Annotated in this window: 1 rRNA gene; it reads left to right on the forward strand. The window is 54.2% G+C overall.

Annotated features, from left to right (window positions below):
- Positions 1-297 (forward strand): 16S ribosomal RNA (locus DPV74_RS41885); the annotation flags it as partial.

Raw genomic sequence — 297 nt, forward strand, 5'->3', positions numbered from 1 at the left:
GAAGTTGACCGCCTGGGGAGTACGGTCGCAAGATTAAAACTCAAAGGAATTGACGGGGACCCGCACAAGCGGTGGATGATGTGGATTAATTCGATGCAACGCGAAAAACCTTACCTACCCTTGACATGGTCGGAATCCTGCTGAGAGGCGGGAGTGCTCGAAAGAGAACCGGCGCACAGGTGCTGCATGGCTGTCGTCAGCTCGTGTCGTGAGATGTTGGGTTAAGTCCCGCAACGAGCGCAACCCTTGTCCTTAGTTGCTACGCAAGAGCACTCTAAGGAGACTGCCGGTGACAAA

This window comes from Burkholderia sp. HAN2018 (assembly GCF_024704855.1).
Lineage (GTDB): Bacteria > Pseudomonadota > Gammaproteobacteria > Burkholderiales > Burkholderiaceae > Burkholderia > Burkholderia cepacia.